Below are 25,190 nucleotides of genomic sequence, written 5' to 3' on the forward strand. Positions count from 1 at the left end.
CTCGGGGAAACCGGACCGCCGCCCTTTCGGGAAGCCGCCGGCGAAGCGAGTAGGAGGATCGTCATATCAAACCGTGCGACGAACCATCAATTCCTTGATCTTGCCGATCGCCTTCGTCGGGTTGAGCCCCTTCGGGCACACGTCGACGCAGTTCATGATCGTATGGCAGCGGAACAGACGGTACGGATCTTCCAGGTTGTCGAGACGCTCGCCCGTCGCGCGATCGCGGCTGTCCGCGATGAAACGATAGGCTTGCAGCAGGCCGGCGGGGCCGACGAACTTGTCCGGATTCCACCAGAAGCTCGGGCACGACGTCGAGCAGCTCGCGCACAGAATGCACTCGTACAGTCCGTCGAGCTCGTCGCGCTCTTCCGGCGACTGCAGGCGCTCCTTCTCCGGCGGCGGCGCGTCGTTGATCAGATACGGCTTGATCGAATGATACTGGTTGAAGAACTGCGTGAAGTCGCAGATCAGGTCGCGCACGACCGGCAGGCCCGGCAGCGGACGCAGCACGATCTTTTGCGGCAGATCGTTCAGGTTCGTCAGGCACGCGAGGCCGTTCTTGCCGTTGATGTTCATCGCGTCCGAGCCGCACACGCCTTCGCGGCACGAACGGCGGAACGACAGGGTCTCATCCACCGCCTTCAGCTTGACCAGCGCGTCGAGCAGCATGCGTTCGTGGTCGAGCTCCAGCTCGTACGTCTGCATGCGCGGCGCGGCGTCCTTGTCCGGATCGTAGCGGTAGACTTCAAAAATGCGTTTGGCCATTTCAGATTCCTTTGACTCGGCTTCTTAGAACGTACGCGCCTTCGGCGGGACGGATTCGACCGTCAGCGGTTTCATATGGACGGGCTTGTAGTCGAGGCGGTCGCCTTCGCTGAACCACAGCGTGTGGCGCAGCCAGTTGTCGTCGTCGCGATGCTCGTAGTCGCTATGCGCATGCGCGCCGCGGCTTTCCTTGCGGGCTTCGGCGGAGACCATCGTCGCGCGCGCGACTTCGATCAGGTTCGCCAGCTCGAGCGCTTCGACGCGCGCGGTGTTGAACACCTTCGACTTGTCCTTCAGATGCACGTGGGCCGCGCGATCCGCGAGGCCCTGCATCTGCCCGACGCCTTCCTCGAGCAGCTTCGACGTGCGGAACACGCCCGCGTGCTTCTGCATCGTCGCGCGGATATCGTTCGCGATGTCCTGCGTGTACTCGCCCGACGAGGACTTCTCGAGCTTGTCGAGGCGCGCGAGCGAGAAATCGGCCGCATCGGCCGGCAGCGGCTTGTGGTCGCGCTGGTTCTTCACATGTTCGACGATGTGGTTGCCGGCCGCGCGGCCGAACACCACCAGATCGAGCAGCGAGTTCGTGCCGAGGCGGTTCGCGCCGTGCACCGACACGCACGAGCATTCGCCGACCGCGTAGAAGCCGTTGACCGGCTCCTCGTGACCGCGCGACGTGCCCACCACCTGACCGTGAATGTTGGTCGGGATGCCGCCCATCTGGTAGTGGATCGTCGGCACGACGGGAATCGGTTCCTTGATACAGTCGACGTTCGCGAACTTGAGTGCGATCTCGCGGATCGACGGCAGACGCTTCATGATCGTCTCGGCGCCGATGTGCGACAGGTCGAGCAGCACGTGGTCCTTGTTCGGACCCACGCCGCGGCCTTCCTTGATTTCCTGGTCCATCGAGCGCGACACGAAATCGCGCGGCGCCAGATCCTTCAGCGTCGGCGCATAGCGCTCCATGAAGCGCTCGCCGTTCGCGTTGCGCAGGATGCCGCCTTCGCCGCGCACCCCTTCCGTGATCAGCACGCCCGCGCCGGCCACGCCGGTCGGGTGGAATTGCCAGAACTCCATGTCCTGCAGCGCGATGCCCGAACGGGCCGCCATGCCGAGGCCGTCGCCCGTATTGATGAACGCGTTGGTCGACGCCGCGAAGATCCGGCCCGCGCCGCCCGTGGCGAACAGCGTGGTCTTGCCTTCGAGGATGTAGACGTCGCCCGTTTCCATTTCGAGCGCGGTGACGCCCAGCACGTCGCCGTCGGCGTCGCGGATCAGGTCGAGCGCCATCCACTCGACGAAGAACTGCGTCTTCGCCTGGACGTTTTGCTGATACAGCGTGTGCAGCAGCGCGTGACCGGTACGGTCCGCGGCCGCGCAGGCGCGCTGCACCGGCTTTTCGCCGTAGTTCGCGGTATGGCCGCCGAACGGGCGCTGATAGATCGTGCCGTCGGCGTTGCGGTCGAACGGCATGCCGAAGTGTTCCAGCTCGTACACGGCGTTCGGCGCTTCACGGCACATGAACTCGATCGCGTCCTGGTCGCCGAGCCAGTCGGAACCCTTGATCGTGTCGTAGAAGTGGTAGTGCCAGTTGTCTTCGCTCATGTTGCCGAGCGACGCGCCGATCCCGCCTTGCGCGGCGACCGTATGCGAACGGGTGGGAAACACCTTCGACAGCACGCACACCGAGAGGCCCGCGCGCGACAGTTGCAGCGACGCGCGCATCCCCGAGCCGCCCGCGCCGACGATCACCACGTCGAACTTGCGACGCGGCAGGGAAGTTTTGATTGCAGCCATTCTTTTAAACTCTCCAGAGAATCTGCGCGGCGTAGCCCGCGCTCGCGAGCAGCCAGACGATGGTCAGCGATTGCAGCAGCAGGCGCACACCGACGGGCTTCACGTAGTCCATCCAGATGTCGCGAATGCCGACCCACGCGTGATAGAAGAGCGAGAGCAGCGTGACGAAGGTCGCGAGCTTCATCCATTGCGTCGCGAAGATCGACGCCCAGCCTTCGTACGAGAAATCGCGCGCGGTGAAGAACCACGCGAGCAGGATCACGGTGTAGATCGCCATGATCGTCCCGGTGACGCGCTGGGCGAGCCAGTCGCGCAGGCCGTAGTGAGCGCCGACGACGAGGCGCTTCGAGCCGATTCGATTGTGGGCTGCCATTTTCTTAGAATGCTCCGAACAGTTTGAGAGCCACGGCGATCGTGAGGAGCGTCGAGATGACGAGCACGATCACCGAGGTGCGCTGGCCGCTTTCCTTAGTGACCGAGTCGTGGTTCATGTCCATCAGCAGGTGACGGATACCCGCGCAGAAATGGAACAGGAAGGCCCACGACAGCGCGAGGACGACGAGCTTGACGACGATGTTGGAGAGGAAAGCCTTGAAGACCTCGAAGCTGAGTTCGGACGTCAGGCTCTGGTCGAAGAGGTACAGCAGGAACGGAAGGAACAAGAACAGCAGCGCACCGCTAACCCGGTGGAGAATCGAGACCTTGGCCGCTAGCGGCAGGCGGTACTTGAGCGTTATGTCGCCGAAGCCGATGTTCCGATACTCCGGCCTCGGTTTTCTTACTGCTTCAGTCATGCTAGACCCCTACTATGTTGTCACACTAATCCGTAATTTTAGCGCCTTTTTATATCGCGCTGCAGCGAAAGTCCGCTCTGGATCATTGCGCGACATGGAACAAAGGCGGCCCGGAACGTGCTTGGCGCGTGGGAACGCCAGCCCGCCCTCATCTTGTGCCCGGTTCAGCTCAGGTCGTTCTGATAGTAATACCCGGTTGTGACATACCATCCCCGCCGCACTTCGACCGGCCGGTCACCATAGGTATAGGACACGCGCTCGACCGACAACAGCGGAAACCCCGCCGGCACGCCCAGCAGGTCGGCCACGGCCGGTTCGGCGGCTACCGCGCGGACTTTCTCGGTCGCGCGGATCATCCGGGTGCCGAACTCGCTCTCGAACATCGCGTAGAGCGGCCCCTTGTAGTCGCTCAGGCGCTCGAAGGTCAGGCCGCGGAACATCGCGCCCGGCAGCCAGATTTCGTCGAGCACTGTCACTTCGCTGTCAAATTCGAGCAGCCGGCGCATCTGCACGACCGGATCGGCCGGCTTGAGGTCCAGCTGGCGGGCGATCTCGGCCGGCGCGCGCAGCCGGCGGCACTCCAGCAGGCGGCTCACGTGCGGATGCTCGGCGCCGTCGTCGGCGAGCAGCCGGAGAAACCGGAACTGCGCGCGCTCTTCACTATGGGTGGCAACGAAGGTACCCTTGCCCTGGCGCCGCACCAGCAGGTTGTCCGCCGCCAGTTCGTCGATCGCCTTGCGCACGGTACCCTGGCTGACCTTATAGCGGCCCGCCAGCTCCACTTCGCTCGGGATGATCTCGCCCGGCTTCCATTCGCCGGTTTCGAGGCTCTGCGTGATCAGCGCCTTGATCTGCTGATAGAGCGGACTGAAGGTGGGCGACGGCGAAGCCGCGGCTTCGCCGCCGGCCTGGCCGGCGCCGGCCGCGCCTTGGCCTGCCGTGCCCTGGCCGGCCGCGCCGCCCGGATTCGCTGTGCTCGCCTGGTTCGATGTCATGGCGCGCATTTCATCATAAACCCGGGTTTTCCGTCCAGTTCATTCCCCGCAAAACATCTGTCTTATATAAGACATAAGATACCGTTTGACTTTGAACGGCCTCGCTCCTAAACTCCGGGGCGAGCAAGGGTTCGCGGGCTGCAAAGCGCGTCCCGGGCCACGCGCCGCGCCCTGTCTTCGGGCGTTCCGCGCATGCAACCGCGACTCCTCCGCCCAGCTTCAATGCAACGCTACGTGTAACGCGCATAGAATGGCGTTTTCCCTAGCGTCCTACGCTCATCGTCCTGGAGATTTTCAATGGCTAAGCCCGCAAAGCGCGTTGCCGTCACCGGCGCCGCAGGTCAAATCGCTTATTCGCTGCTATTTCGCATCGCGAACGGCGACCTGCTCGGCAAGGATCAGCCGGTCGTCCTGCAACTGCTCGACCTCCCGCAAGCGCAAGCCGCCGTCAAAGGCGTCGTGATGGAACTGGATGACTGCGCGTTCCCGCTGCTCGCGGGCGTCGTGGTCACGGACGACCCGAAGGTCGCCTTCAAGGATGCCGACGTCGCGCTGCTGGTCGGTGCCCGTCCGCGCTCGAAAGGCATGGAGCGCAAGGATCTGCTGTCGGCGAACGCCGAAATCTTCACGGTTCAGGGCGCCGCGCTGAACGAAGTCGCGAGCCGCGACGTGAAGGTCCTGGTGGTCGGCAACCCGGCCAACACCAACGCGTACATCGCGATGAAGTCGGCGCCGGACCTGCCGAAGAAGAATTTCACCGCGATGCTGCGCCTCGACCACAACCGCGCGCTGTCGCAGCTCGCCGCGAAGGCCGGCAAGCCGGTCGCGTCGATCGAAAAGCTCGCCGTGTGGGGCAACCACTCGCCGACGATGTACCCCGACTTCCGCTTCGCGACCGTCGAAGGCGCATCGCTGCTGAAGCTGATCAGCGACGACGAATGGAACCGCAACACGTTCATCCCGACCGTCGGCAAGCGCGGCGCGGCGATCATCGAAGCGCGCGGCCTGTCGTCGGCGGCATCGGCGGCCAACGCGGCGATCGACCACGTGCGTGACTGGGTGCTCGGCACCAACGGCAAGTGGGTCACGATGGGCATCCCGTCGGACGGCTCGTACAGCATCCCCGAAGACATCGTCTACGGCGTGCCGGTGACCTGCGAAAACGGCGAATACAAGCGCGTCGAAGGCCTCGAAATCGATGCGTTCTCGCGCGAGAAGATGGACGGCACGCTGGCCGAACTGCTCGAAGAGCGCGACGGCGTCGCCCACCTGCTGAAGTAATACGGCAGACCGGACCTCGCCGCATCGCGGCGGGTTCCGGCAAGCAGGCCGGACCGGGTCCGGCCTCGCCCGGAATCCGATCCGAGCGTGTTTTGCCCACCGGCCAGAACCCGCCCGAATCCGATTTTCTCCACGCTGGTCTAGATCCCGACGCAGAAAGATGTCCGCGCCCACCCCCGCAGAAGTGCTCTACGACGGCGCTTCGCCCCCCTCGATCCTGCCCTGCTGCGATCATTACGCGGGCAGCGAGAAGCTGATGCTGAAATCGCTCGCGCTGCAGGCGGAGCTGGGCCCGGTCTTCGACATCACGCTCGATTGCGAGGACGGCGCCGCCGTCGGCCAGGAAACCGCGCATGCGCAACAGGTCGCGGCCATGCTGGGCAGCGCATCGAACCGCTTCGGCCGAGTCGGCGCGCGCATCCACGATTTCGCCCATCCCCACTGGCGCGACGACGTCCGCATCATCCTGCGCGCGGCCCGCGCGCCGGCCTACCTGACGATCCCGAAAGCCGGCGGCGCGGCCGACGCCGCCGAAATGTGCGCGTTCATCGAAGGCACCCGCCGCGAACTGGGCATCGCGCAGCCGATTCCGGTCGACGTCCTGATCGAAACCCATGGCGCGCTGCAGCAGGCGGCGCAGATCGCCGCGCTGCCCACGGTCGGCACGCTGAGCTTCGGTCTGATGGATTTCGTCTCGGCCCACCACGGCGCGATCCCCGACAGCGCGATGCGCTCGCCCGGCCAGTTCGATCACCCGCTGGTTCGCCGCGCGAAGCTCGAGATCGCCGCGGCCTGCCATGCGCACGGCAAGACGCCCTCCCATAACGTGACCACCGAGGTGCGCGACATGCGGGTCGCCGCGGACGACGCGCGCCGCGCGCGCAGCGAGTTCGGCTATACGCGGATGTGGAGCATCCATCCGGCGCAGATCCGCGAAATCGTCGACGCATTCGCGCCGCGCGGCGACGAAATCGCCCTCGCGGCCAAGATCCTGCTCGCCGCGCAGACCGCCGACTGGGGCCCGACGCGCCACGACGACACGTTGCACGACCGCGCGAGCTACCGCTATTACTGGTCGGTGCTGCGCCGCGCGCGCTCGGCCGGGCAGCCGCTGCCGGCCGCGGCCGCACCGCTGTTCGGCGCGGCCGCGGCCGGCCGCGGCCGCGCCGAACAGCGGTGCGGCCGCGGCCGGCCGCGGCCGCGCCGAACAGCGGTGCGGCCGCGGCCGGCCGCGGCCGCGCCGAACAGCGGTGCGGCCGCGGCCGGCCGCGGCCGCACCGCTGTTCGGCGCGGCCGCGGCCGGCGCGGAACCCGGGCGGGACGGGCCCCGCGCATGAGCCGGGGCCACGCTCCCGCGCGCGGGCGGCCGGCGCGTTGTGCGCATGCGATAGACGGCCGAAAACTTGATGTAAGTCCGGCCAAATAGGAGAAAATAGCGGCCGCTGCGCGCTTCCGGGGCGCGTGCAGTTCAACCCGGCAGGCGCTCATTCCCGCCTGCCCTTGTTAACTGATTATCGAAAGGTTCTGAATCCATGAAGAAACTGCTGATCGCCACCGCCATCGGCGCGCTGTCCGCCACGATGCTGGTCACGGCGCCGAGCGCATTCGCCCAGGCTTCGTCCACCACCGCGAAGAAGGCCACGGCCAAGCGCCCCGCCCCGAAGAAGCGCATCATCCCGCGCAGCAAGAAAGCCCAAGCGGCAGCAGCAGCCAAGGTCGATCCGATGCCGGACGGCGCGGTGAAGTGGTCGTGCAAGGAAGGCCTGTCCTATCAGCTGGCCGGCGACATGAAGCGCGACCAGATCGTCACGGTCCACTGGGCCAACAAGAACTACAAGCTGCCCCGCCAGGCAACCACGACCGGCGCGGACGTGTTCTACGATCCGGCCAGCGGCCTCAAGCTCGTCGTGATCCCGACGAAGGGCATGCTGTTCAGCGACAAGGACGACAGCCGCCTCGCCGACGAGTGCAAGACGGCCGAGATGGCCGCGGAAGGCACGCCGGCGCCGACCCAGTCCAACGAACTGAAGCCGGGCAACTAAGCCCGCGCCGCCAGGAAGCCCGATGTCCGCTCCGCGCCGGAACGTAAGACCCGATCCCGACCAGGTGCTGGTCGGGATCGTCGATTACGTCCTGAATCATCCGATCGACAGTGCGCTCGCGCTTGAAACCGCGCGCCACTGCCTGATCGATACGCTCGGGTGCGGACTCGAGGCGCTGTCCTATCCGGCCTGCACCAAGCTGCTGGGGCCGATCGTGCCCGGCACGGTGGTACCGAACGGCGCGCGGGTGCCCGGCACGTCGTTGCAGCTCGATCCGGTGCAGGCCGCATTCAGCCTCGGCGCCATGATCCGCTGGCTGGACTTCAACGACACCTGGCTGGCCGCCGAATGGGGCCACCCGTCCGACAATCTGGGCGGCATCCTCGCGACCGCCGACTGGCTGTCGCGCACCGCCGTCGCCGCGGGCAAGCCGCCGCTCGCGATGAAGGCCGTGCTCCTCGCGATGATCAAGGCCCACGAGATCCAGGGCTGCATCGCGCTCGAAAATTCGTTCAACCGGGTCGGCCTCGATCACGTCCTGCTCGTGAAGCTCGCGTCCACCGCCGTGGTCGGCCAGTTGCTCGGCCTGACCCGCGACGAACTGATCAACGCGGTGTCGCTCGCGTTCGTCGACGGCCACGCGCTGCGCACCTACCGTCACGCGCCGAACACCGGTTCGCGCAAATCGTGGGCGGCGGGCGACGCGACGTCGCGCGCGGTGCGGCTCGCGCTGATCGCCAGAACAGGCGAAATGGGCTATCCGTCGGTGCTGACCGCCCCGACCTGGGGGTTCTACGACGTGCTGTTCGACGGCGCCGCGTTCCGTTTCCAGCGCCCGTATGACAGTTACGTGATGGAAAACGTGCTGTTCAAGATCGCCTTCCCGGCCGAATTCCATGCGCAGACCGCGGCCGAGGCCGCGCTCGCGCTGCATGCGCAACTGGCCGCCGCGGGCAAGTCGGCCGCCGACATCCGGCGGGTCGCGATCCGCACGCACGAAGCGGCGCTGCGGATCATCGACAAGCGGGGGCCGCTCGCGAACCCCGCCGACCGCGACCACTGCCTCCAGTACATGATCGCGGTGCCGCTGCTGTACGGCCGCCTCACCGCCGCGGATTACGAGGACGACGTCGCGGGCGACCCGCGCATCGACGCGCTGCGCGCGACGATGACCTGCGTCGAGGATGCGCAGTTCACGAAGGATTATCACGACCCGGACAAACGCTCGATCGCGAACGCCTTGACGCTCGAGCTGAACGACGGATCGACGCTGGCGGAGGTGGTGGTCGAGTATCCGCTCGGCCACCGGCGCCGCCGGACGGAAGGGATACCGCTCCTGGTCGAGAAGTTCAGGACCAACCTCGCGCGCCGTTTCCCTCCCAGGCAGCAACAAGCGATTCTCGACGTGTCGCTGGATCAGGTAAAGCTCGAAGCGATGCCGGTCAATGAATACGTCGATCTGTACGTGATCTAGCCGTCAAATACAGAGTTTCTTTCCTCGCCTTAACCCCAGGAAAATACCATGGCCCACAATCTCCACAAAACCCTCAAGGAATTCGACAGCGGTTCCGGCAAAGGCAAGTTCTACTCGCTGCCGAAGCTCGGCAAGGAACTGAAGACGAAGATCGAGCGCCTGCCGGTGTCGATCCGGATCGTGCTCGAATCGGTGCTGCGCAACTACGACGGCAAGAAGATCACTGAAGAGCACATCGAACAGCTCGCGAACTGGCAGCCGAACGGCAAGCGCGTCGACGAAATTCCGTTCGTCGTGTCGCGCGTGGTGCTGCAGGATTTCACCGGCGTGCCGCTGCTCGCCGACATCGCCGCGATGCGCGGCGTCGCCGAACGCTCGGGCAAGAACCCGAAGAAGATCGAACCGCTGGTCCCGGTCGATCTCGTCGTCGATCACTCGGTGCAGATCGATTACTTCCGCCAGAAGGATGCGCTCGACCTGAACATGAAGCTGGAATTCCAGCGCAACAACGAGCGCTACCAGTTCATGAAGTGGGGCATGCAGGCGTTCAACACGTTCAAGGTCGTGCCGCCGGGCGTGGGCATCGTTCACCAGGTGAACCTCGAATACCTCGCGCGCGGCGTGCACAAGAAGACCGAAAGCGGCGACACCGTGTACTACCCGGACACGCTGGTCGGCACGGACAGCCACACGACGATGATCAACGGCATCGGCGTGGTGGGCTGGGGCGTAGGCGGCATCGAGGCGGAAGCCGGCATGCTCGGCCAGCCGGTGTACTTCCTCACGCCGGACGTCGTCGGCGTCGAGCTGAAGGGCAAGCTGCGCGAAGGCGTGACGGCCACCGACCTGGTGCTGACCATCACCGAGATGCTGCGCAAGGAGAAGGTCGTCGGCAAGTTCGTCGAGTTCTTCGGCGAAGGCACCAAGACGCTCGCGCTGCCGGACCGCGCGACGATCGCGAACATGGCGCCGGAGTACGGCGCGACGATGGGCTTCTTCCCGGTCGACGAAAAGACCATCGACTACTTCAAGGGCACGGGCCGCACGAAGGCCGAGATCGCCGCGTTCGAAAACTACTTCAAGGCGCAGGATCTGTTCGGTATCCCGAAAGCCGGCGACATCGATTACACGAAGACGCTGACGCTCGACCTCTCGTCCGTCGCGCCGTCGCTGGCGGGCCCGAAGCGTCCGCAGGACCGGATCGAGATCGGCAACGTGAAGTCGACCTTCACCGACCTGTTCTCGAAGCCCGTCGCTGAAAACGGTTTCGCGAAGAAGTCGGCCGACCTGTCGGCTCAGTACACGACCAGCAACGGCGTCGACGTGAAGAACGGCGACGTGCTGATCGCCGCGATCACGTCGTGCACGAACACGTCGAACCCGAGCGTGCTGCTCGCCGCCGGCCTGCTGGCGAAGAAGGCCGTGGAAGCGGGCCTGACGGTCGCGCCGCACATCAAGACGTCGCTCGCGCCGGGATCGCGGATCGTCACCGAATACCTGACCAAGACGGGCCTGCTGCCCTATCTGTCGAAGCTGGGCTTCGAGCTGGCCGCATACGGCTGCACGACCTGTATCGGCAACGCGGGCGATCTGACGCCGGAGCTGAACGAAGCGATCACCAAGAACGACATCGTCGCGGCCGCCGTGCTGTCGGGCAACCGCAACTTCGAAGCGCGGATCCACCCGAACATCCGCGCGAACTTCCTGGCGTCGCCCCCGCTGGTGGTCGCCTACGCGATCGCCGGCAACATCACGCGCGACCTGATGACGGAGCCGGTCGGCAAGGGCCGTGGCGGCAAGGACATCTACCTCGGCGACATCTGGCCGACGAGCGAGGAAGTCCATGCGCTGCTCAAGTACGCACTGGATCCGAAGAAGTTCGAGGAAAACTACGCGAAGCTGACGAAGAAGGGCGACCTCTGGAGCAAGATCGAAGGCGAGACCGGCCAAGTGTACGACTGGCCGAAGTCGACCTACATCGCGGAACCGCCGTTCTTCGGCAACGATTTCTCGATGGAGCCGGCCGGCTCGATCGCCGCGGTCACGGGCGCGCGCGCGCTCGGCATCTTCGGCGATTCCGTGACGACCGACCACATCAGCCCGGCAGGCTCGATCAAGGAAGACTCGCCGGCAGGCCGGTGGCTGAAGGAGAACGGCGTGCAGAAGGCCGACTTCAACAGCTACGGCTCGCGCCGCGGCAACCATGACGTGATGATGCGCGGCACGTTCGCGAACGTGCGGATCAAGAATCTGATGATCCCGGCGAAGGCGGACGGCACGCGTGTCGAAGGCGGCCTGACGATCCACCAGCCGAGCGGCGAACAGCTGTCGATCTACGATGCCGCGATGAAATACGTCGGCGCCGACACCCCGACCGTCGTGTTCGCGGGCGAGGAGTACGGCACGGGCTCGTCGCGCGACTGGGCGGCGAAGGGTACCCAGCTGCTCGGCGTGAAGGCCGTGATCGCCCGCAGCTTCGAGCGTATCCATCGCTCGAACCTGGTCGGCATGGGCGTCCTGCCGCTGCAGTTCAAGGGTTCGGACAGCGTCCAGTCGCTCGGCATCACCGGCGACGAGACCTACGACGTCGAAGATCTCGGCGACAACTTCAAGCCGCAGCAGGACGTCACGCTCGTGATCCATCGCAAGAACGGCGAAACGAAGCGCGTGCCGGTGCTGCTGCGCATCGATACGCCGATCGAAGTCGACTACTACAAGCACGGCGGGATCCTGCCGTTCGTGCTGCGCTCGCTGCTCGCAGCGTAAGCGCCCTGCTTTTGCAGGTGCCGCGTGTCGCCGCAAGGCGGTGCGCGGCCGATTTGAAGCCCGGCTCCGCCGGGCTTTTTTTTATCGCGCACGGGCGTTCGAAGCGACAACCGGGGCAAGAGAGGCTCCCGCCTGGCGGCAGGCCCTCGCATCCCCCCTCCCCCTCATAGGCTCCGCACGACCCGAGGCAATGTCCCCGAGGCCTGCCGCGCGAAACCCGCCGATCTCCCGCGGCCGAAGCCCGCGCCGCCCCGGCGGGTTATCATCCGCTCGGTCCCGAAAGCCGACAGGTCGATAACGATGGAAGCCGCGAAGGTCATCTTGCTCAACGGCGCGGGCAGCGCCGGGAAGACATCCCTGGCTCGCGCACTACAGAACGCATCGCGGGAGCCGTTCCTGCACGTCCGGATGGATGCGTTCCTGGACATGCTGCCGGCGCGTTATCTGAACGATCCGGACGGCTTCACCTTCGCATCGTCGGTCGAGGACGGTCGGCGCGTCGTATCGATACGCAGCGGCCCGATCGCCCAACGGACCATGCGGGGCATGCGAAGCGCCGTCGTCGCGATGGCGGCGACCGGAAACCCTCTCATCGTCGACGACGTGCTGCTCGGTGACGAGAAGCAGGAATACGCTCGCCTGCTCGCCCCATTCCAGCCGCTCGTCGTGGGCGTCTACTGCCCGCTCGACGTGCTCGAAGAAAGGGAACGGCAGCGCGGCGACCGGCCGATCGGACTGGCCCGATGGCAGTATGACAAGGTGCATGCCGGGATGACCTACGACGTGACGGTCGATACCGGGGAGGCCAGTCCGGAAGCATGCGCGCGACAGGTCATGCATGCGCTGGCACAGCGCATTCTCTCGTCGAATTGAAGAAGGCCCGCCATGCGAAGCACGGCCCGACTGCCGGCATGGATGACCGTTCCGTCGCCGGCAGCCGCCTCGGACGCCGACGGCAGTCTCGGTAAGGTTCCCGATTGATGGCGACGGCAATATCATGTCGTTAGTCGAGCGCAACCGCGCCGGACACGCACGACATTCGCCGCCGTGCCCCAGGCGTTGCGCGCGGCAGCACTTCCGCCAGGCACCTTACAGATGAGCAAGGATTCGAACCAGACCGCACTGCTGTGGATCGTCGCCGCGGGCTTCTTCATGCAGGCGCTCGACACGACGATCGTCAACACCGCGCTGCCGTCCATCGCGCGCAGTCTGGGCGCGCAACCGCTCGCGATGCAGCCGGTGATCGTCGCGTACACGCTGACCATGGCCACGCTGACACCGGCTTCCGGCTGGCTCGCCGATCGGTTCGGCACGCGCCGCGTCTATTTCGCGGCAATCCTGATCTTCGTGCTCGGCTCGCTGTGCTGCGCGAGCGCGCACACGCTCGGCCAGCTGGTGACCGCGCGCGTCCTGCAGGGCGTCGGCGGATCGATGCTGCTGCCGATCGGCCGGCTCGCCGTGCTGCGCAGCGTCAGCGGCGAGCAATACGTATCGGCGCTCGCGCTGATCACGATCGCCGGACAGGCCGGCCCGATCGTCGGACCGACGCTCGGCGGCTGGCTGGTCGAAGCGGTTTCCTGGCACTGGATCTTTCTGATCAACGCGCCGATCGGCGCGGTCGGGATGTTCGCGGTCCATCGCTATCTCCCGCGCGCGACCGGCACCGCCGCGCCGCCGTTCGACCTGGTGGGTTGCGCGCTGCTGTCGTTGTGCATGATCGCGTTTTCGCTGGCGGTCGACGTCCCCTTTCAATCCCATCGCGCCGCGTGGTCCACCGGGCTGTTCGTGCTCGCGCTCGGCGCCGCGCTCGCCTATCTGCCCTATGCGCGGCACCGCCGCAATCCGCTGTTTCGGCTCGCGCTCTTCCGCGAGCCGAATTTCAGCGTCGGGCTGATCGGCAATCTGGTGTGCCGGATCGGCTCGAGCGCGGTGCCGTTTCTCGTCCCCCTGCTGATGCAGCTCGAACTCGGCTACACGCCGCTGCATTCCGGCTTGATGATGCTGCCCGCCGCGCTCGCGGGCGCGCTCGTCAAACGCTGGATCGCGCCGCTGATCCGCCGCTACGGTTACGACACGTTCCTGCTGGTGAATACGCTGATCGTCGGCGGGTCGATCGTGGCCTTCGCCCTGATTTCGCGCGGCACGCCGATCGCCGTCGAGGTTGCCGTACTGGCGCTGTTCGGCGCGGCCAATTCCATGCAGTTCGCGGCGATGAACAGCGTGACGTTGAAGGGGCTGTCGCACGCGGACGCGGGCAGCGGCAACAGCCTCTTCTCGATGGTGCAGATGCTGGCGATGGGATTGGGCGTATCGATCGGCGGCGCACTGGTCGGCCTGTTCTCCGAGCAATGGGGTTCGGCAACGATGGGCTTCCGGCTGAGCTTCGTGTGCGTCGGCTTGATCACGCTGGCGTCCGCGGCCATCTTCCGGCGGATCGAGGCAACGCCGGCGGCGACATCTTCCGTGAAGCCGTCGCCGGCGGGCAGCGGTGAAACCCTTCGATGACGCACGGCTTGTCGAGGGTTCTCGGGTCTTCGTGAAGCACGTCCGTCGAGGCTCGTCGGCGGACGCGGAGCACTTGCCGGCCCGCGCGCCAATGCCGCGCAACGCACCCTCGATAGCGCGCGGACACGCCGCTCATGCGCCGCCGCGCGAACGCCCCCGTTCGCGCGGCGACGATGCGGCCTCGCTTACTGCCCGCCGTGTTCGTTGCGATAGCGAATGCCTTCCTTGACCTCATGGATGGCCTGATCGATCAGTTTGGTGGCCGCGCCCGCGTGACCGCCGTGATCGTTCGCCTGATCGGCGACCTGGATCTCGCGCTTCGCGTTTTCGAGCGCGTTGAGCGCGGCGTCCATATGAGGTTGCGGCGCGGCGGCGGCGATCCCGCACAGCGACAACAAACCGGCTGCCACGGCGACACGGATTGAATTTTGCATGGGACACTCCCTGGAGTAACGTCATGTCGTGTCGCACGGATGCGCGACACCGATATAACGCACGACGCATCCCGCCCGCCGACGCATCCGCGCCGTTCAATCGTCAATTTCTGCAAATATCCGCACGCGGCTCGCAACATCCGCCGTCAATATTCCGCCGGACGACTCAACCCGTCCGGTGCGGGTGCGTCGCGCACGAATCCGCCCGGACCGGCGACAGCGGCACGGCACGCTAGCGGGGATCCTGTCCGGACGCGACCGCTGCGCCCGAGCGATGCGACGGCGCAAACAGGCGCAAGCCGCTCGCGACGCTCGCGGCCCCCGCGAACGCCGCGCCGGCCGCGAGCGCCAGGCCCGGACCGTGGCGGCCCGCGATACCGAAGCTCAGCGCGACCAGCGCCGCCCCCGTCGCCTGCCCGATCAGGCGGGCGGTGGCGATGATGCCGCTCGCGCCGCCGCTGCGCTCGGGCGGCGCGCTCGCCATCAGCGCCTTCAGGTTCGGTGACTGGAAGAAACCGAAGCCCGCGCCGCACAACGCCATCCGCCAGCCGATATCGAGCACGTGCGGATAGGGCGGCAGCGCCGCGAGCAGCACCATGCCGGCACTGAGCAGCGCCAGTCCGATCGCGCCGAGCAGGCCCGGCGGATAACGGTCGGACAACCGGCCCGCGATCGGCGCCGCCAGCGCGACGATCGCCGACCACGGCGTCATCAGGAAGCCGGTCTCGACCGCGCTGCGATGCAGCACATCCTCGAAATAGAACGGCAGCGACACGAAGGCCAGCCCCTGCGCGGCGAACGCGCAGACCGCCGTCACCGCCGACAGCGCGAATACCGGCCGGCGAAACAGATCGATGGGCAACATCGGCGCCGGGCGACCCGCCTCGCGACGCATCAGCAACAGGCCGAAACCGACCGCCAGCGCCGCGGCGCCCAGCGAGACGGCGAGCGGCCCGCGCTGCGCCGCCTCGCCGAGCGCGAAGATCAGCGCGGCGAAGGTGATCACGTTGAACAGCGCCGCCAGCGGATCGAACCCGTGAGTGCCGCGCGCCGTCTGCGGCAGCGACGGAATCGCGACCGCGAGCGCCAGCACGCCGAGCGGAACGTTGACCGCGAACAGCCAGGGCCACGCCGCGACCGACAGAATCAGCGACGCGACGGTCGGGCCGACGGCGAACGAAACGCCGACGATCAGCGCGTTGAGGCCGACGCCGCGCCCGAGCCGGTGCGGCGGATACAGATAGCGGATCAGCGCGGTATTCACGCTCATGATCGCGCTCGCGCCGAGGCCCTGGACGACACGCGCGGCAGTCAGCATCGGCAGCGTCGAGACCAGCGAACACGCGAGCGACGCCAGCGTGAATACGATCAGCCCGCCGATGTAGACGCGCTTGTGGCCGACGATGTCGCCCAGCGCGGCGAGCGGCAGCAGCGTCGCGACCATCGCGAGCTGATATGCGTTGATGATCCAGACCGATGCGGCAGGCGCCGCATGCAGGTCGGCGGCGATGGCGGGCAGCGCGGTGTTCGCGATCGCGGTATCGAGCGTCGCGAGTGCGACGGCGAGCATGATCGCGGCCATCGCACGCCAGTTGAACGCCGGCGTCGTGGCGTCGGCGGCGAAAGCGGTTTCGGACAAGACGAGACTCTGCTGGCAGCCTGCGCACCTCGCGGCCGGACGGGACAACCGGTCCGGGCGGATGCGCATGGCGGGTTGAACGGCGCGGCGAGATCCCCCGCGCCTGCACGGGCGAGACGCCGCCGTGCCCGTATTGTTGCAGAGCCGCGAAAAAACCGCTCGCAAGGGAAGCGGGTGCTGACAAATCGAAAGCTTCGCCGGTTCTCGACGTCGCGCAGGAGCGCTGCCGCGGCGCCATGCCCGGTGTCGCGCGAGCGCGCGGATCGGCGATGCCCGCGCTTCGTTCGCAGGACACCGGCCGCGCGTGCGCGCGTCATGCCGGATGCCTCATCGCGCAAACTGTTTCGATGCATCGTCGTGCGCGAACCTTTCGCGCACATGGGCTGACTCGCGCATCGGCAATGCCGATCCGTCAGCGCGTGCGGGTCAATGCGGCATGATCGCGACCCGGCCATTCGATATCGATCCACCCCGCGACCCGCGCGACAACGACGGCCCCGCCACACGAAAAATGCGCGGCCATCGCCGCATCGGCAACGCGATATGCCGACGCATCGCGTCGTGGCGTCAACGACGCATCGACTCTCATATTTCGGATATCGAATCATATTTTCAGAGGCCGATCGAGTACGATGCAATCCCCGTTCCCGCCCGTCCCGGCACGTGCCCAGATAGTGACATCGCGTACCAGCATGTTTCTGTCAACAGTGACAGCTACCGGCGCTCCGGACGTTCGCATACGCTTGGCACGCTCGCGATCCCACAAGGACTCGGGCCCGACAACGTCGCAACTCCTTAAAAGGACACTCGATGAACAGGACCGCCAAATTTGCACTTACCCTCTCCCCGCTGTGCAGGCGACTTGCCTGCGCGTGGCCGCTCGTCGTCGCCGCCGGCGTGGCGCACGGCGCGACGGATTGGGTCGATACGCATACGAAAGCCTTTCTGACCAGCCCGCAGGTCCAGGCGATGGCCAGCAGCACCAACCGGGCCAGCGCCGAACTGGCCGCCGGCACGAGCACCCACGTCGTCGTCAGCCTCAAGCTGCGCAATGAAGCGCAACTGCAGGCGCTGGCGCGCGACGTCAACAATCCGCACAGCGCGCAATACCGGCACTTCCTGACGAGCGCTCAGTTCCTCGCGAACTACGCGCCGACGGATGCGCAGGTGAAGGCCGTCACCGACTACCTGCGCAAGAGCGGCTTCATCGACATCACCGTCTCGCCGAATCGCCAGCTCGTGTCCGCGCGCGGCACGGCGGGCTCGGTCAAGACGGCGTTCAACACGCCGCTCGTCCACTTCCAGTACGCGGGCCGTTCGGGCTTCGCCAATGCGGCGTCGGCACAAGTGCCGCGCGCGCTCGGCGCAATCGTCGGCTCGGTACTCGGGCTGCAGAACGTGGCGGGCGCCCGGCCGCTCCTGAAGATCGGCGCGATCTCGAAACCGAAGGCCCTCGCGGCGGGCACGGCGACCGGCCACTCGCCGACCGAATTCCCGGCGCTCTATGACGCGACCAGCGTACCGACCGCCGCGAACGCCACGGTCGGCATCATGACGATCGGCGGCGTATCGCAGGCGCTGCAGGATCTGCAGCAGTTCACGAGCGCGAACGGCTACGCGACCGTCAACACGCAGACCATCCAGACCAACGGCTCCGGCGGCAACTACAGTGACGATCAGGAAGGCCAGGGCGAGTGGGATCTCGACAGCCAGTCGATCGTCGGCGCGGCGGGCGGCCAGGTCGGCCAGTTGATCTTCTACATGGCCGATGCCGGCGCGTCGGGCAACACCGGACTCACGCAGGCGTTCAACCAGGCCGTGTCGGACAACGTCGCGAAGGTGATCAACGTGTCGCTCGGCTGGTGCGAAACCGACGCGAACGCGGACGGCACGCTCAACGCGGAAGAACAGATCTTCACGCAGGCCGTCGCGCAGGGCCAGACGTTCTCAGTCTCGTCGGGCGACGAAGGCGTGTACGAATGCAACAACCGCGGCTATCCGGACGGTTCGAACTACTCGGTGTCGTGGCCCGCCTCGTCGCCGCATGTCCTCGCGATCGGCGGCACGACGCTGCTGACGACGTCGAGCAATGCGTTCTCGAGCGAAACGGTGTGGAACGAGGGTCTCGACGGCAACGGCAAGCTATGGTCAACCGGCGGCGGCGTCAGCACGATCACGCCGAACCCGTCGTGGCAATCGGGCAGCAACCGTCAGTTGCCGGACGTCTCGTTCGACGCCGCGCAGAGCACGGGCGCGCTGGTGTACAACTACGGCCAGATCCAGCAGATCGGCGGCACCAGCCTCGCGGCGCCGCTGTTCACCGGCTTCTGGGCGCGTATCCTGTCCGCGAACGGCACGGGCGTGGGCTTCCCCGCCGCGGCGTTCTACAACACGATTCCGTCCACTCCGTCGCTGGTGCGCTACGACGTGGTATCCGGCAACAACGGCTACCAGGGCTACGGCTATAACGCCGGGCCGGGCTGGGATTACCCGACGGGATGGGGCAGCATCGACATCGCGAAGCTCAATCAGCTGATCCAGGCAGGCAACTTCAAGTAAGCCGCCGGTGAGGCCGCGTGCGCCGTGCCGCGCGGTGGCACGGCGCACGCGCGGCAGTCGCCGCGCCGGCCTCACCGCACCGCGCGCTTCGCGTGGCGGCCGCGCAGCCATTCGAGCGCGAGCAGCAGGCTCGTCGAAAAAATGATCAGGATCGTCGCGAGCGCGGCGATCGTCGGACTGATGTTCTCGCGAATGCCGGTGAACATCTGGCGCGGCAGCGTCGTCTGGTCCGCGCCGGCGAGAAACAGCGTCACCACCACTTCGTCGAACGACGTCGCGAATGCGAACAGCGCGCCGGACATCACGCCGGGCGCGATCACGGGCAGCGTGACGCGGAAGAAGGTCGTCACCGGATGCGCGCCGAGCGACAGGCTCGCCCGCACCAGATTCTGATTGAAGCCCTGCAGCGTCGCCGCCACCGTCGTCACCACGAACGGCACGCCGAGCGCCGCGTGCGCGCAGATCAGCCCGGTATAGGTATTCGCGAGTCCGAGCGGCGCGAAGAACAGGTACATGCCGACGCCCACCACCACCACCGGCACGATCATCGGCGACAGCAGCACCGCCATCAGCACGCCCTTGCCGCGAAACTCGGCGTGGGTGAGGCCGATCGCGGCCAGCGTGCCGAGCACCGTGGCCAGCACGGTCGCCGCCGGCGCGACGATGAAGCTGTTCTTCGCCGCCATCCGCCATTCGTCCGACGCGATCAGGTTCTCGTACCAGCGCATCGAGAAGCTCGGAATCGGGTACACGAGGAAGGTGCTCGACGAAAACGACAGCGGGACGATCGCGAGCACGGGCAGGATCAGGTACAGCAGCGTCAGCACGACAAGCACGCGCAGCGCGACGTACCAGACGCGCTCGACGAGCGACTGGTGCGGCGCAAAGAACGGTTTCGCAAGCAGTTTCATGGTCGATCCTCGATTCGTCGCGGCGGCCTCAGCCGAGGCTCAGCTGCGATCGCGTGAAGCGGCCGTAGATCGCGTACAGCACGAGCGTCGCGGCCAGCAGCAGCCCGCCGAGCGCGCAGGCCATCCCCCAGTTGATCGTTACGTTCGTGAAGTACGCGACGTAGTAGCTCACCATCTGATCGTTCGGGCCGCCGAGCAGCGCGGGCGTGATGTAGTAGCCGATCGCCAGGATGAACACCAGCAGCGCGCCCGCGCCGACGCCCGGATAGGTCTGCGGCACGTACACCCGCCAGAACGCCGCGAACGGATGGCTGCCCAGCGACACCGCCGCGCGCTGATAGGTCGGCGGAATCGATTTCATCACGCTGTAGAGCGGCAGGATCATGAACGGCAGCAGGATGTGCGTCATCGAGATGTAGACGCCGACCCGGTTGAACAGCAGCGACAGCGGCTGGTCGATCAGCCCGCTGCCGATCAGCGCGCGATTGACGAGCCCCTCGTTCTGCAGCAGCACGATCCACGCGGCCACCCGCACCAGCACCGACGTCCAGAACGGAATCAGCACGAGAATCATCGCGAGATTCGCGCGCCGTTCCGGCAGCGTCGAGATCCAGTACGCGAGCGGATAGCCGAGCGCGAGCGCGAACAGCGTGACCGCGCAGCCGATCAGCAGCGTGCGGCCGAAGATCGCCAGATAGATCGACTGGTCCGGGTCGGCCCGCACGATGCGGCCGAAGCCGTCCTGCTTGTGATCGAGCGACGCGAGCAGATAGAACGGCGAATAGCGGCCGCTGTTCTTCGCGATCGCCTGCCAGTAGGCCGGATCGCCCCAGCGCCCGTCGAGATCGAGCAGCTTCGCGCGGGTTTGCGCGGGCGTGAGCGCGACATGCGCGTCGCCGGCGAGCGGCATCGCGCGCGCCGTCTTGGCGACCAGCGAGCGGTAACCGGGAATCTCGGTGTTGAGGCGCCGCGCCAGCGCGCCCATCGCATCGCTGTCGGCCACCGCGGTCATGTCGGCGGCGAGCGCCGCGTAGGCCGCATCGGCGGGCGCCGCCCGACGATCCCAGCCGGCCAGCGCCGCGACTGTCTGCGGCAGCGCCGCCGCGATCTCCGGGTTCTGCACCGCGCGCGTCAGCAGCGCGCCGATCGGCACCACGAAGATCAGCAGCAGGAACACCGCGAGCGGCGCAACCAGCAGCAGCGCCATCGCGCGCTTGCGGGCTTCGGCGGCTTTCAGCTCGCGTTTCAGCGAGGGAATCGGGTGCATCGACTGAATGGCGGTCGTCATCGTCTTCAACGGTTGTCGCCGGCCGCGGCGGTCGCGGCCGGCTTCGCATCGCGCGGCCGGGCCGCCTTTACCTGGTCGCCCACGCGGTGAAGCGCTGCTCCAGTTCGTCGCTGTGATCGGTCCAGAAACCGATATCCTGCAGCACCGCGTTCTTGCCGTTCGCCGGCGAGTTCGGCAGATTGGCCAGCGTCTTCGCATCGAGCGCCTTGATCGCCGCGACGTTCGACGGGCCGTACGCGATGTTCTGCGCATAGGTCTGCTGCGGCTTCTGCGTCAGCGAATACGCGATGTACTGCTCCGCGAGCGCCTTGTTCGGCGAGCCCTTCGGAATCGCCCAGTAGTCGAGGTCGTAGATGCTGCCGTTCCACACCACCTTGAGGTTCTTGCCTTCCTTCTGCGCGGCGTCGATCCGTCCGTTGTACGCGGTCGACATCGTCACGTCGCCCGCGACCAGGAATTGCGGCGGCTGCGCGCCCGCCTCCCACCACTGGATGTTGGGCTTCAACTGATCGAGCTTCTTGAACGCGCGATCCTGGCCGGCTTTCGTGCCGAGCACCTTGTACACGTCCTTCGGCGCGACGCCGTCCGCCATCAACGCGAATTCGAGGTTGTAGCGCGCGCCCTTGCGCATGCCGCGCTTGCCCGGGAATTTCTTCACGTCCCAGAAATCGGCCCAGCTCGCAGGCGCCGATTTCAGTTTGTCCGCGTTGTACGCCAGCGCGGTCGACCACACGAAGAATCCGACGCCGCAGGTTTGCGGCGCCTCGGGAATCAGATCGGACTTCTTCGCGATCTTCGACCAGTCGAGCTTCTCGTAGAGCCCTTCGTCGCAGCCGCGGTTCAGGTCGCCCGATTCGACCTCGACGACGTCCCAGTTCACGTGCTTCGCCTCGACCATCGCCTTCACCTTGGCCTGCTCGCCGTTGTATTCGACGGCCGTGACCTTGTTGCCGGTGGTTTTCTCGAACGGCTGGTTGAACGCGACTTTCTGCGCGTCGCCGTTCGCGCCGCCGAAATTGACGACGGTCAGCTCGGCGGCGAGCGCGCTCGATCCGAATGCGGCAAGCGCGAGCGCAACGGCGGCACGGCGCGGCGTGAAGAATGCTGGCTTCATGGTGATTCCTCTAGTGACGGAGAAGATGCGGTTGTTATCGCGCGGCGCACGGCGGGGCGACCCGATCCATTCACGCGAAGATACGCAGATGCTCGGGTTCGAATTCGAGCGCGACCGGCGCGCCCGGAGAAAACGCGTTGAGCGCGCCGGTGCCCAGCGGCACCTTGACGAAGCATTCGTCCTGCCCCGGCAGCGCGCAGCGCATCCGCACGTGATCGCCGAAATAGATCAGACTGCGCGCTTCGCCGGTCAACGCATTGGCGGCCGCGCCGCCGGACGCGCGCGGCCGCGCCGCGACGCTCATCCGCTCGGGACGGATGCAGGCGATCGCGCGCGCGCCCGCCTGCGCGTTGCCGACGTTGCGGCCCACGAGCCGCGTGCCGTCGTCGAGGCGCAGCTCGCAGAATTCGCCGTCGACGCGCGCCACGGTGCCGCGCAGCCGGTTGCTGTCGCCGATGAAGTTCGCGACGAATTCGTTGCACGGCGATTCGTACAGCCGATCGACGGTATCGAGCTGCTGCACGATGCCCTTGTCGAACACCGCGACGCGATCGGACATCGTGAGCGCCTCGCCCTGATCGTGCGTCACATAGACGAAGGTCAGCCCGAGCTTCTCGTGCAGCGCTTTCAGCTCGTACTGCATGTGTTCGCGCAACTGCTTGTCGAGCGCGCCCAGCGGCTCGTCCATCAGCACCAGCTTCGGTTCGAACACGAGCGCGCGCGCAAGCGCGATCCGCTGCTGCTGGCCGCCCGACAGCTGCGCCGGATAGCGCTTCGCGAAGCGCTCCATCTGCACCATCCGCAGCGCCGTCGCCACGCGATCCGCGCGTTCGGCGGCGGACCGCCTGCGCACCGACAGCGGATAGTCGACGTTCTGCTCGACGCTCAGGTGCGGAAACAGCGCGTAGTTCTGGAACACCATGCCGATGTTGCGCTTGTGCGGCGGCACGTGATTGAGCAGTTCGCCGTCGAGGCGGATCTCGCCGCCGGTCGGAAACTCGAAGCCCGCGAGCATCATCAGGCAGGTGGTCTTGCCGGAACCCGACGGCCCGAGCAAGGTCAGGAATTCCCCGCGCCGGATGTCCAGGTCGAGCGACTTGACGACCAGCGTCTCGCCGTCATACGTCTTCCGCACGCCGCGAAAGCTGACGATCACCTCATCGTTTTCCATCGTGCGAATCCCCTGTCCTGGCCGAGCAATTTTCGAGATGCGATTCACTATAAGCCGCACACGGTTCTACAATAGGGAGCCATTTCAATATTCCGGGTAGAACCACTTTGGACACCGTGATCCTCTCCGACTGGCTGACCGCGCGGCTGGAACGCGGGTCCGCCGAGCCGATGTACCGACAGTTGCTGCGGCTCATGCAGCAGGCGATCCTGACGGGCGAACTGGCGCCCGGCACCAAGCTGCCCAGCTCGCGCACGCTCGCCGCCGATCTCGCGATCGCGCGCAACACCGTGCTGCACGTGTACGACCAGTTGACCGCCGAGGGTTACGTGCTGACCACGACGGGCAGCGGCACCTACGTCGCCGACACCCGCCCGGACGCCGCCGCGCTGCTCGCGCAGACCGCCGCCCCGCTACGCGTCGCCGGCGATGCCGCGTCCCGGCAAGGCGAGCGCGGCAGCCTGTCGGCGCGTGGCCGCCAGTTGATCGAGCATGCGGGGGTTTCGCGCCGGCAATGGGGCGCATTCATGCCGGGCGTGCCCGACGTCGCCGAATTTCCGGCGCGCACCTGGAGCCGCCTGCAGGCGCGCTTGTGGAAGGAGGCCAATCCGGATCTGCTGACCTACGCGCCGGGCGGCGGCTACCGGCCGCTGCGGCGCGCGCTGTCCGACTACCTGCGGGTCGCCCGCTCCGTCAAATGCTCGCCCGATCAGGTCATCATCACGACCGGCATTCATCAGTCGATTGACCTCGCGGTGCGCCTGCTCGCGGACGTGGGCGATCGCGCGTGGGTGGAAGAGCCGTGCTACTGGGGGGTGCGCAGCGTGCTGCAGGCCGCGGGACTGGCGCTGTCGCCGGTGCCGGTCGACCAGGAAGGTCTCGCGCCGCGCGCGCAGGACATGCAGTCGCCGCCGCGTCTTGCGCTCGTCACGCCGTCGCACCAGTACCCGCTGGGCATGGTGATGAGCCTCGCGCGGCGCCGGATGCTGCTCGAATATGCGCGACAGCATCAATGCTGGATCATCGAGGACGACTACGACAGCGAATTCCGCTACGGCAGCCGGCCGCTCGCGTCGCTGCAGGGGCTCGACGATGCCGGACGCGTGATCTACGTCGGCAGTCTCGGCAAGATGCTGTTCCCGGGGCTGCGGCTCGGCTACATGGTCGTGCCCGAACATCTGATCGAGACGTTCAGGACCGGGCTGTCGGAGTTGTATCGGGAAGGCCAGCTGATGCAGCAGGCGGTGCTGGCGGAATTCATCATGGACGGCTACCTGACGTCGCACGTCCGCAGGATGCGTGCGCTGTACGGCGAGCGGCGGCAGTTGCTGATCGACGCGATTCACGCGCGCTTCGGCGAAGCGCTGCCGGTCATGGGCGACGAAGCGGGCCTGCATCTGGTACTGGGCTTGCCCGAGCGCAGCAACGATCGCGCGGTGACGCAGGCGGCGTTCGATGCGGGCGTGATCGTACGGCCGCTCACCACCTACTACAGCCAGGCGGAGACCGCGCGGGCGGGCCTGCTGCTCGGCTACGCGTGCGTGCCAAACGAACGGATCGCACCCGCGTTCGATACGCTTGCCCGCACGATCGAAGCGCACCTGCCGCGCGCCGCGACCCGCGCGGCCTGAATGCCCACGCGCGGCAGC

General features: G+C 66.6%; 19 protein-coding genes and 1 pseudogene. 9 read left to right on the plus strand and 11 right to left on the minus strand.

The genetic code is table 11. From position 1 onward, the window contains the following. Positions 1 to 66: 66 nt before the first annotated feature. The 5 genes from RZR99_RS11125 to RZR99_RS11145 form a co-directional block, all read right to left on the minus strand. On the minus strand, positions 67 to 768 hold the full coding sequence (locus RZR99_RS11125; RefSeq protein ID WP_323119810.1) for a succinate dehydrogenase iron-sulfur subunit: 702 nt from the start codon (positions 766 to 768) through the stop codon (positions 67 to 69). A gap of 24 nt (positions 769 to 792) precedes the next feature. Next, entirely contained in the window at positions 793 to 2,568 is a 1,776-nt protein-coding gene (sdhA, locus tag RZR99_RS11130; RefSeq protein WP_323119811.1) for a succinate dehydrogenase flavoprotein subunit, read from the minus strand. Positions 2,569 to 2,572: 4 nt separating this feature from the next. After that, the gene (gene sdhD, locus RZR99_RS11135) at positions 2,573 to 2,941 is read right to left on the minus strand and encodes a succinate dehydrogenase, hydrophobic membrane anchor protein (protein WP_323119812.1); all 369 of its coding nucleotides are present in this window, start codon (positions 2,939 to 2,941) and stop codon (positions 2,573 to 2,575) included. Between the two features lie 4 nt (positions 2,942 to 2,945). Beyond that, entirely contained in the window at positions 2,946 to 3,362 is a 417-nt protein-coding gene (sdhC, locus tag RZR99_RS11140) for a succinate dehydrogenase, cytochrome b556 subunit (protein WP_323119813.1), read from the minus strand. 164 nt (positions 3,363 to 3,526) lie between these two features. Next, complete coding sequence (locus tag RZR99_RS11145) at positions 3,527 to 4,357, minus strand: GntR family transcriptional regulator (RefSeq protein ID WP_323119814.1); 831 nt, start codon at positions 4,355 to 4,357, stop codon at positions 3,527 to 3,529. Between the two features lie 297 nt (positions 4,358 to 4,654). Between RZR99_RS11145 and RZR99_RS11150 the strand changes: the two genes are divergently transcribed. From RZR99_RS11150 to mdtD, 7 genes and pseudogenes are all read left to right on the plus strand, one after another. Further along, complete coding sequence (locus RZR99_RS11150) at positions 4,655 to 5,638, plus strand: malate dehydrogenase (RefSeq protein WP_323119815.1); 984 nt, start codon at positions 4,655 to 4,657, stop codon at positions 5,636 to 5,638. A gap of 160 nt (positions 5,639 to 5,798) precedes the next feature. Beyond that, positions 5,799 to 6,794 (plus strand): annotated as a pseudogene (locus tag RZR99_RS11155) (HpcH/HpaI aldolase/citrate lyase family protein); the annotation flags it as partial. Between the two features lie 376 nt (positions 6,795 to 7,170). Next, on the plus strand, positions 7,171 to 7,680 hold the full coding sequence (locus RZR99_RS11160) for a hypothetical protein (RefSeq protein ID WP_323119816.1): 510 nt from the start codon (positions 7,171 to 7,173) through the stop codon (positions 7,678 to 7,680). Positions 7,681 to 7,702: 22 nt separating this feature from the next. After that, the gene (locus RZR99_RS11165) at positions 7,703 to 9,154 is read left to right on the plus strand and encodes a bifunctional 2-methylcitrate dehydratase/aconitate hydratase (protein WP_323119817.1); all 1,452 of its coding nucleotides are present in this window, start codon (positions 7,703 to 7,705) and stop codon (positions 9,152 to 9,154) included. 48 nt (positions 9,155 to 9,202) lie between these two features. Further along, complete coding sequence (acnA, locus tag RZR99_RS11170) at positions 9,203 to 11,920, plus strand: aconitate hydratase AcnA (protein WP_323119818.1); 2,718 nt, start codon at positions 9,203 to 9,205, stop codon at positions 11,918 to 11,920. 300 nt (positions 11,921 to 12,220) lie between these two features. Beyond that, a complete protein-coding gene (locus tag RZR99_RS11175) occupies positions 12,221 to 12,793 on the plus strand; it encodes a chloramphenicol phosphotransferase CPT family protein (RefSeq protein WP_323119819.1) in 573 nt (190 codons plus the stop codon). A 222-nt stretch (positions 12,794 to 13,015) separates the two neighbouring features. Next, positions 13,016 to 14,425 (plus strand): multidrug transporter subunit MdtD, encoded by a 1,410-nt coding sequence (gene mdtD / locus RZR99_RS11180; protein ID WP_407655434.1) that lies wholly within the window; start codon positions 13,016 to 13,018, stop codon positions 14,423 to 14,425. Between the two features lie 185 nt (positions 14,426 to 14,610). Here the strand turns inward: mdtD and RZR99_RS11185 are convergent, their stop codons facing one another. Continuing rightward, a complete protein-coding gene (locus RZR99_RS11185) occupies positions 14,611 to 14,859 on the minus strand; it encodes a hypothetical protein (protein WP_323119821.1) in 249 nt (82 codons plus the stop codon). Positions 14,860 to 15,091: 232 nt separating this feature from the next. Beyond that, a complete protein-coding gene (locus RZR99_RS11190; protein WP_323119822.1) occupies positions 15,092 to 16,498 on the minus strand; it encodes an MFS transporter in 1,407 nt (468 codons plus the stop codon). Positions 16,499 to 17,308: 810 nt separating this feature from the next. Between RZR99_RS11190 and RZR99_RS11195 the strand changes: the two genes are divergently transcribed. After that, on the plus strand, positions 17,309 to 19,057 hold the full coding sequence (locus RZR99_RS11195; protein ID WP_323119823.1) for a S53 family peptidase: 1,749 nt from the start codon (positions 17,309 to 17,311) through the stop codon (positions 19,055 to 19,057). Between the two features lie 71 nt (positions 19,058 to 19,128). On the opposite strand, the gene RZR99_RS11200 is transcribed toward RZR99_RS11195, so the two are convergent. The 4 genes from RZR99_RS11200 to RZR99_RS11215 all read right to left on the minus strand — a co-directional run bounded on the left by RZR99_RS11200 (position 19,129) and on the right by RZR99_RS11215 (position 23,541). Further along, positions 19,129 to 19,968 (minus strand): ABC transporter permease, encoded by an 840-nt coding sequence (locus tag RZR99_RS11200; protein WP_323119824.1) that lies wholly within the window; start codon positions 19,966 to 19,968, stop codon positions 19,129 to 19,131. Positions 19,969 to 19,996: 28 nt separating this feature from the next. Beyond that, positions 19,997 to 21,256, minus strand: coding sequence for an ABC transporter permease (locus tag RZR99_RS11205; RefSeq protein WP_323119825.1), 1,260 nt, complete (start codon positions 21,254 to 21,256; stop codon positions 19,997 to 19,999). Positions 21,257 to 21,323: 67 nt separating this feature from the next. Next, a complete protein-coding gene (locus tag RZR99_RS11210) occupies positions 21,324 to 22,370 on the minus strand; it encodes an ABC transporter substrate-binding protein (RefSeq protein ID WP_323119826.1) in 1,047 nt (348 codons plus the stop codon). A gap of 70 nt (positions 22,371 to 22,440) precedes the next feature. Continuing rightward, on the minus strand, positions 22,441 to 23,541 hold the full coding sequence (locus RZR99_RS11215) for an ABC transporter ATP-binding protein (RefSeq protein WP_323119827.1): 1,101 nt from the start codon (positions 23,539 to 23,541) through the stop codon (positions 22,441 to 22,443). A gap of 107 nt (positions 23,542 to 23,648) precedes the next feature. On the opposite strand from RZR99_RS11215, the gene pdxR reads away from it, so the two are divergent. Beyond that, positions 23,649 to 25,172 (plus strand): MocR-like pyridoxine biosynthesis transcription factor PdxR, encoded by a 1,524-nt coding sequence (pdxR, locus tag RZR99_RS11220; RefSeq protein WP_323119828.1) that lies wholly within the window; start codon positions 23,649 to 23,651, stop codon positions 25,170 to 25,172. Positions 25,173 to 25,190 lie beyond the last annotated feature (18 nt).

The organism is Burkholderia alba (assembly GCF_034721475.1).
In the GTDB taxonomy this organism is placed as follows: Bacteria; Pseudomonadota; Gammaproteobacteria; order Burkholderiales; family Burkholderiaceae; genus Burkholderia; species Burkholderia alba.

Bases quoted from the DNA above. Each gene is read 5' to 3' on its own strand.
- RZR99_RS11150 (WP_323119815.1), top strand. From the start codon at position 4,655: ATGGCTAAGCCCGCAAAGCGCGTTGCCGTCACCGGCGCCGCAGGTCAA.
- sdhA (WP_323119811.1), bottom strand. From the start codon at position 2,568: ATGGCTGCAATCAAAACTTCCCTGCCGCGTCGCAAGTTCGACGTGGTG.
- RZR99_RS11205 (WP_323119825.1), bottom strand. From the start codon at position 21,256: ATGACGACCGCCATTCAGTCGATGCACCCGATTCCCTCGCTGAAACGC.
- RZR99_RS11125 (WP_323119810.1), bottom strand. From the start codon at position 768: ATGGCCAAACGCATTTTTGAAGTCTACCGCTACGATCCGGACAAGGAC.
- acnA (WP_323119818.1), top strand. From the start codon at position 9,203: ATGGCCCACAATCTCCACAAAACCCTCAAGGAATTCGACAGCGGTTCC.
- RZR99_RS11215 (WP_323119827.1), bottom strand. From the start codon at position 23,541: ATGGAAAACGATGAGGTGATCGTCAGCTTTCGCGGCGTGCGGAAGACG.
- RZR99_RS11145 (WP_323119814.1), bottom strand. From the start codon at position 4,357: ATGACATCGAACCAGGCGAGCACAGCGAATCCGGGCGGCGCGGCCGGC.
- RZR99_RS11195 (WP_323119823.1), top strand. From the start codon at position 17,309: ATGAACAGGACCGCCAAATTTGCACTTACCCTCTCCCCGCTGTGCAGG.
- RZR99_RS11185 (WP_323119821.1), bottom strand. From the start codon at position 14,859: ATGCAAAATTCAATCCGTGTCGCCGTGGCAGCCGGTTTGTTGTCGCTG.
- RZR99_RS11160 (WP_323119816.1), top strand. From the start codon at position 7,171: ATGAAGAAACTGCTGATCGCCACCGCCATCGGCGCGCTGTCCGCCACG.
- RZR99_RS11210 (WP_323119826.1), bottom strand. From the start codon at position 22,370: ATGAAGCCAGCATTCTTCACGCCGCGCCGTGCCGCCGTTGCGCTCGCG.
- mdtD (WP_407655434.1), top strand. From the start codon at position 13,016: ATGAGCAAGGATTCGAACCAGACCGCACTGCTGTGGATCGTCGCCGCG.
- sdhC (WP_323119813.1), bottom strand. From the start codon at position 3,362: ATGACTGAAGCAGTAAGAAAACCGAGGCCGGAGTATCGGAACATCGGC.
- RZR99_RS11175 (WP_323119819.1), top strand. From the start codon at position 12,221: ATGGAAGCCGCGAAGGTCATCTTGCTCAACGGCGCGGGCAGCGCCGGG.
- sdhD (WP_323119812.1), bottom strand. From the start codon at position 2,941: ATGGCAGCCCACAATCGAATCGGCTCGAAGCGCCTCGTCGTCGGCGCT.
- RZR99_RS11165 (WP_323119817.1), top strand. From the start codon at position 7,703: ATGTCCGCTCCGCGCCGGAACGTAAGACCCGATCCCGACCAGGTGCTG.
- RZR99_RS11200 (WP_323119824.1), bottom strand. From the start codon at position 19,968: ATGAAACTGCTTGCGAAACCGTTCTTTGCGCCGCACCAGTCGCTCGTC.